The sequence below is a fragment of the Cupriavidus sp. HMR-1 genome (assembly GCF_000319775.1).
Lineage (GTDB): Bacteria > Pseudomonadota > Gammaproteobacteria > Burkholderiales > Burkholderiaceae > Cupriavidus > Cupriavidus metallidurans.
Genome location: NZ_ANKP01000169.1, coordinates 1 through 6,513 on the forward strand (window position 1 = coordinate 1; position 6,513 = coordinate 6,513).

5 protein-coding genes are annotated in these 6,513 nt (G+C 60.0%); all 5 read right to left on the bottom strand.

Going from position 1 to position 6,513, the window contains the following annotated elements:
- Positions 1 to 239: 239 nt before the first annotated feature.
- The gene (locus tag D769_RS19290; protein WP_008648464.1) at positions 240 to 737 is read right to left on the bottom strand and encodes a hypothetical protein; all 498 of its coding nucleotides are present in this window, start codon (positions 735 to 737) and stop codon (positions 240 to 242) included.
- A 112-nt stretch (positions 738 to 849) separates the two neighbouring features.
- A complete protein-coding gene (locus D769_RS19295) occupies positions 850 to 1,329 on the bottom strand; it encodes a hypothetical protein (RefSeq protein ID WP_008648465.1) in 480 nt (159 codons plus the stop codon).
- On the bottom strand, positions 1,322 to 3,646 hold the full coding sequence (locus tag D769_RS19300) for a hypothetical protein (RefSeq protein ID WP_008648466.1): 2,325 nt from the start codon (positions 3,644 to 3,646) through the stop codon (positions 1,322 to 1,324). The genes D769_RS19295 and D769_RS19300 overlap by 8 nt, the downstream gene beginning before the upstream one ends.
- Positions 3,643 to 5,175, bottom strand: a complete 1,533-nt coding sequence (locus tag D769_RS19305) for a site-specific integrase (RefSeq protein WP_008648467.1) — start codon at positions 5,173 to 5,175, stop codon at positions 3,643 to 3,645. Before D769_RS19305 ends, D769_RS19300 begins: the two co-directional genes overlap by 4 nt.
- Before the next feature lie 2 nt (positions 5,176 to 5,177).
- Positions 5,178 to 6,513 (bottom strand): tyrosine-type recombinase/integrase (locus tag D769_RS19310; protein WP_241227887.1); only part of this gene is annotated, 1,336 nt, incomplete at its 5' end.

Genomic DNA, 6,513 nt, shown 5'->3' on the forward strand with positions numbered 1-6,513 from the left:
TTCTTGGCACCTATGGCCTAGTGTTGCGTTGGTTTTGGTTTTCAGATTTTGTTGTATTTCAGCCGGAAGACGGACGGATTTTCCACAGGGCCCCCACTTTTTTGGCTAGCACGTGTTGCGTGCCCGTGGCACCAGTCTTCGTTGCGTTGAGCTTTGTGTGGAGGCGCAACGGAAGGACACGCCAGGCCGGGAGTCTGACGGCTGCGGTGTTGCGCGTTGCACACTTGGGCGTGGGACTACTATCGCGTCCTTGGTTTGACCCCCAGTTCCCACAGCACGTCGATGTTGCGGAGATATATGGAGACGTTCTCGGCCGAACTGTGGATGATCGAGTGCTCGCGCCCATCGACGGAGTCAACTTTTGCCGTCCACGGATCTTCCAGGCACTGGCAAACATCCTCAATATCGTCGCGATACTGCTGCAGCGCCTTCGGGGTCCAGGTCCGCATTGCATTTGGAGCCAACAACACAGAGAGCGTACCCTTGCGCTCCCCGATATACCGCACAGGTGAGAGCAGGCCGCCGACGTAAAGCATCATGAGCGCGTCGATCACGCGATCGTCATGGTCCTCGTCCCAGATGACTGCGAGGTCAAGGAATGCGCAGCGATCGAGCCGGTTCAGAAGCTCGTCATGCCAGACCGGCGCCCGAAGGATGGAGTAATGTGTTCCCCGGCCGAGGTTGCCCACAGGGCGGGTTTCGTCATGCAGGGTCTGGAAGAAGGGGCAATAGGACATGAACGCTCCTTTCGGGAGAGAGACGGCTTCCGCCGCGGAACCGCAGCCATTTCGTGGCTGCGAGCATCAATGCAGACAGTATCACGCCGGATGGCATTCAGCGTCGCCGCGCTTAGTTCCGGCGTTTAGGATTCTCAGGCATCGCGACGATTGCCGCTTCGGGTAGGGCGCCAAGTTTTGCAAGCTTGTCCCGGGCGTCACGATACTGCTCGTAGAATCTGGCCCACTTGCTGAATCCGCCCAGCTCACCAACGGCACGTAGCATTGCGAGGTGGGAAGCCGTCAGCAATTGCACGGTGGCTTCAAGCTCCGTAATCCTGAGGTCCTTGTCGGCAAGCGTCGCGGCCATGTCAGCGCCAGGTCGCTTGGCAGCGCGGCCACGCCAGCGCCGGTATTCCGCTTGGCGCTGCTGATACTCGGCAAGCAGCCTGCGGCGTGACTCGCTGCGGGTGATCGACGACGCTGCCTTGATGGACGGATGCAGCCGGGCGACGGCGCGCGCCGAGATGTCCTCGTCGTCGGTCAGCAACAGCTCAAGAATCTCGCGCATTTTCCCATCATCGGCCGACGCCGCTTCATTGGCTTTATTCATCAAGTATTCCCTGTTGTCGGGGCAAGGAGAGGTCAATGCCGTCGGGGAAGGGACGGTCGCCCGGCCGCGTTTTGAGCAGCCCTTGTACGCCAGTCAGCCGTTTTTCCGCGTGGTCGAGCTGGTTTTGCCAACCAATGCTGATCGATGGGCGGGCCTTGATCGTTTCCACGGCGAGCTTGAGCTGACCCTCGAGCCGGATCAGGTTCCGCCTGTGCTCCGGCAGGTCAGTGGCCGAGAGGTGACGACAGTCGGCAAAGCATTCCAGATGCTTGGCGCACGGATCGACCGTGAACGAGTTCAGGCAGTGCCCATAAGGGGTGGCATGGAATCCGTCCGCTTCGGCGCGCAGGTACTCGTATGCGGCCGCGTCGCCCTCCGTTTTCTGGATGCGCCGGAAGGCATCGACGATCGGACCGCTTGCCTTGCCACCCTTGATGAGTCGGGCAACCGTGCCGGCTTTTTCGCCGAGGAGGATCTCGACGTCCTGTGGAATTTCAATCTGGTCAAGATCCTCCGCCAGGCTGCGATGGTCGTATTCATAGCTTTGTGCAACGCTGCGCCGGTTGAAGCGCTTTGAGATGATCGTGTCGGCAACGCCAAGCCGGAACAGCTCGGTGTTCTGCATGTGGCGCAGCATGTGTGCCTCGATCTTCAAGGCCCGGTCTTCGTCAGTCTGTCCGTACTTTTCAAACAGCGTCGGCAGTTGCTTTGCGTCACCCAGTGACTGTCCGATGAACGTAGGGTCTGGTCGGTTGACCGACATGTAGCGGGTCACATCGCAAAGCCCGTCGTCGCGTTCCTCGGCCACGGACCGTTTGGGCTGCACGAACAGTAACTCCCAGGGCCCAACGAACCCAGTGGCCAGCGGAAGCCGCATGGTGTCGGATATCTTCGTTGGCGTCGTGAACCGCATATGCTCCTCGAGCTCGCCAACGTGCAAGTACGCAGCGTGCCACTCCATTCGCTTTACAAGGCTGATCGGCGAGCCATTAGCGTATCGGAAGCGCATGCTTGTCTTGCCTTCACGCATCGCCTTCACCAGACGATTCCCAAACACGTAGACAGACATGTCGAGGGTCAGTGTGCCATTTCGCCACAGCGCACACTGGTGGTCATACAGTTCATCAAACACTGACGGATCGAGGCCATCGCGGTAGCGTTTTATGAACGGATCTCGCTCAATGCCTAGCCAGAACGGGTTGCCTGCCAGACGGGTGTAAAGCTCGATGACAGGTACGAGACTGTCGACCGGATACCATGGCAATAGTCGCTCCGTCTCACATTGCAGTTTCAGCGTCGCGCGGAGCGGTTCTGTGAGCTTGGCTACACGGTCGAGTGTCTCTGTCAGCAACGCCCGGAACATTTCCGGGACCGGCTGAGCGCTTTCAAACAGGACGCGACTGTCCGTTTCAGCGTCCTGCTGCTTTTCCGCAAAGTGGCGGACCATCAAGGATGTCGAGATGCCACCGGACTCACCGGCTGGACGACCCTTCGAGTCCAGATACGTCCGCTCACGCTTCCAGTCGGCCGGCAGCAACGCAACTTCCCCTGCACGCATGCCGGTCACGATCAGAGTGCGCACTGCAGCGAATCGCAGCTCGTCCATGAACGTGCGTGGCCGTTCGGTCATCACGATGCGGGTCAGCTCCCAGAACGCCCGGCGCTCAGGCAGGCGTTCGCCGCGCTTGCGAGCCTCCAAGTCGGCCCGTAGTTCATCCTGCGACCAGGTATGCTTTGCCTTGCTCGTACCTTTTACTTGCATGCGCGGCACAGCTAGCGACGAGTACAATGGGCCCGCATCGCAAATGTGTTGACCATCAAACACCGTCTTGACGATGCCGACCACCTGATCCCCCAGTTTGCCGGTCGCCTGACATGCTGTTGCAATACGAACAGCCGCACGCAGATCGTCGGCGGTCAGCTGCCACGGGGCCTTGTCCACGCACGTAGCGAGCACCCGCAATGGACGCGCGATGCTATGTGCCACATACCGCGTGGTGTTACGCCTGAACAGCAACTGTTCAGCCACCGCTGCTTTAATCAGGTCTTGCCACGAGACAGCCAGCGCTCGCCGGGGCAGTGGCATCAGGCCACGCTCGACGCGCTCTGCATTGACGATAGCCAGCGCCTTCGCCTCAGCGCCGAGATCTCGCAGGTAGTGGTTTGGGGGTGGCACGTCACCGGTAACCGCCGTCAGATTCCAGCCGACACCGTCACGAGCAGTGCCTGCCTCGTCCAGAGGTATGTCCCAGTGCAGGCCCTTTTCACGGACGAGTGCCTTGCCCAACTCGATGAAGGCAGAGTAGTGTGGGTTCATCGGCGCTCGCCTTCCAACTCGTCGATGACCGCCTGTATTTCGGCGATCGTGCGCTGCAGTTGCAGGTAGGCCGGCGATTGGGCATCACCACGAGAACTCTGCTCGAAGAGCAAGACCACTTCACGCATTGCGGCCAGCACACTCTCGTGCATCGTTTTGTCGTGCAAAGGCATAAACTTCCTGCACCCGTAGCACGACGTCACCGGATTGTAGGGGCAGGCTGGTTGCCCCGACGTGCAGCCGCCGATGCCGGCGATCGGGATGCCGTGAGGCACGCCGGCGATCTGCTGTTCTCCCTTGAGCTGGGTGAGTTCTTCCGGGGAGATGAACCGATCGTGCGCGATCTTTGCCACCCGCCGGTATATATCTGACGCGCCGAGTGCTCTGTTGACCCGTTCCGCGTGAGAGGCTGATGCCGCAAAGTACACCAGCCCCGTCCGTACATCGGAATGCCCCATGAACTCGGCGAGTTCTTCGTGGCTTGCACCAGCGTCAACGAGGCGTTGGGCTGCCGTATGACGAAGGTCCATCGCGCAAGCGCCGTCCCCGATGAGGCGTTCCATGCAGCGGGCGATGCGAGAGCCGGCCTCATGATTGGAACTGACGTCGAAGACGCGATCGCTCGCGTCACGACCTTGCAAATCTGCATAGGCGACCAGGGCCGTGAACAGCACCGCCCACTCCTGTTTCACACGACGGACCATCGGCCTTTTTCGAAGCCTTCCCCGCTGCTTGACCATGAGAAACGTGAGGTGAACGGCCGGTTCGCCGCGGGGCTCTGTCTGCCAGACCCGTACATCACGCATCGTCAGCATCGCGACCTGAATTGGGCGCATGGCGAACTGATAGGAACAGAGCACCATCGCAGCCTCGCAAAGCTCGTCGTGCGCGATGCCTGACCAGCCTCGGGCCCTCACGAGGTCCGACGTTTCGTCCAGGTAGCGAACGATTACGGCTTCTTCATCAGCACTCAGGAAGACATCGCCCGACCGCACACCGGCATATGAGTCCGACGCGGGGCCGGGCAGGGCAGCGCTGACATAGGTCAGATAGGACTCGGACCACCCGTGCTGGCGATGTCTGCATAGCAGCCGCAGAACCGCCTTAACGAAACGATAGGCGTGAACCGGCAACTGACGGGCGCGCAGCGCCATCCATATCGTTGATATGCGGGTTGGGCCGGCTGCAACAACGCGGTCGACGTCATGCACATCGAGATGCATTGCTGCGATCAATACATTGAAGCAGGTCGAGATATGCAAGTCTTCGCCCAACAGGAAGACCAGTAGATGCTTCTGCACAGCGCCGTAGACAGCAGGATACCGGCCAAAGTCGAGCCGGGACATCCGACCATTGATGTGAAGTCCGAAGACATCTGTCTGACGGACTGCCGGGATGGAGCGGAGTTGGTCGTCGAAGTCGTCGTAGTAGCGTACAACGGGCGGTAGCTCCGGCAGTGACGCCACCATGCTTTCGAGCACCGATGGCTCGGCTTGCCCACGAAGCCGGGATGGGAAGGCCTCCAGCATGATCAGCGTCCCTGCGGCAGCGCGCGCAGCAAGGCCACACGATCGTCGAATGCGTCGTTCCATACGCTCGCGAGTCGGCTTTCAAAGACAGCCCTAGCATAGCGCGACGGCATGTCCGACTCTTTCGACCATCCGAAGAATGTACGCAGTTTCTGCAGCGCTTCGGGCATCGAGTCGCCTCGCTCCAGCAGCTGGTGAAGCCGCAATACGGCGCTGGTGTGCCGGAGGTCGTGGCAGGTGACCGACTTCTTTCCGGTGCGGTCGTGCAGTTCCTGCAGCACATCCGTAGACAACGCTTTCGATATCGTTGTAAAGATCTTCGTCAACGACTCTGTGGAAAGAGGGCCGCCAGTCTGGGCGCTTAACATGAACGAATGGGAAGGCCGGCCCCGGTAATTTTCGCAATAGATCTGCACCAGGCCCGCCGTTGCGTCGCTGACGGGAATTTGCCTGACCGAATGGAGCGTTTTGATGCTGGGTTTCGAGTAACGGCTGTCGCTGCCAACTTCTTCATACTCGTTTTGCCGGACGTTCAGCCAGTACCTTGTCCGGCCAAGTTCGCGGTCATAGCTGCTCTTGATGGCGTCTGCTGGCAGCAGCAAGAGTTCGCCGCGGCGCAGACCCTGATGCAGCATCAGCACGAAGGCGATGAAGACCCGCCAGCGGGTGTGCGCGCGCTGGAAGGGATTGGCATCCGATTCCGGATCCAGGATCTGATAGAGATTCTCGACCACGCTGGAGGGCAACGACCGAACGGTCTCGCTGCGGGCACCTTGGCGAATGTGAAGCTGACGGTAAAGCGTTGATAGTCGGTGGATGCGCGCCTCGATCTGTCGCATCTTCGCGTCCGCCGACTTCGACAGCCATGTGACCACCGATGTCACGAATGCCAGTCCGGTCTGCCACCGGTCCTCATTGCTGCGAGTGGCAACAGGCTGATTACGCAGACTCACGAACCACGACTCGAGAATGTCCGCAAGCCGGGCATCGTCAAGGTCGGATAGCGCGTCATCCAGCGCATTCGCTTTGAATGACCGATCCGCATGCTCATACAGGTTCTCGATGTACCGCAGCCGCATGGTCTGCGTGGACGTTGCCCATTGCGCACCCGCGATGACCAGCCAGACCGCGGCCCAGTACCTGGGCATGTGGTTGCTGTCGACCAGCGCAACCCCCCGGAGCGCCCGTGGCACGGCGGCGGCGCTGACCTGAACGAACATAAAACCTAAACCCACAACAAAACGCAACGGCGAAAGATACCATAAAAGCACTTTTCCGTTGCGGTATCTGAAGTCTCCGTGCCGTCCCACACGCAACACTTCAGAACATACCAACAGT

What these genes read in the sequence shown, in the direction of transcription:
- D769_RS19290 (WP_008648464.1), bottom strand. Translation starts at nt 737, where the DNA reads ATGTCCTATTGCCCCTTCTTCCAGACCCTGCATGACGAAACCCGCCCT.
- D769_RS19295 (WP_008648465.1), bottom strand. Translation starts at nt 1,329, where the DNA reads ATGAATAAAGCCAATGAAGCGGCGTCGGCCGATGATGGGAAAATGCGC.
- D769_RS19300 (WP_008648466.1), bottom strand. Translation starts at nt 3,646, where the DNA reads ATGAACCCACACTACTCTGCCTTCATCGAGTTGGGCAAGGCACTCGTC.
- D769_RS19305 (WP_008648467.1), bottom strand. Translation starts at nt 5,175, where the DNA reads ATGCTGGAGGCCTTCCCATCCCGGCTTCGTGGGCAAGCCGAGCCATCG.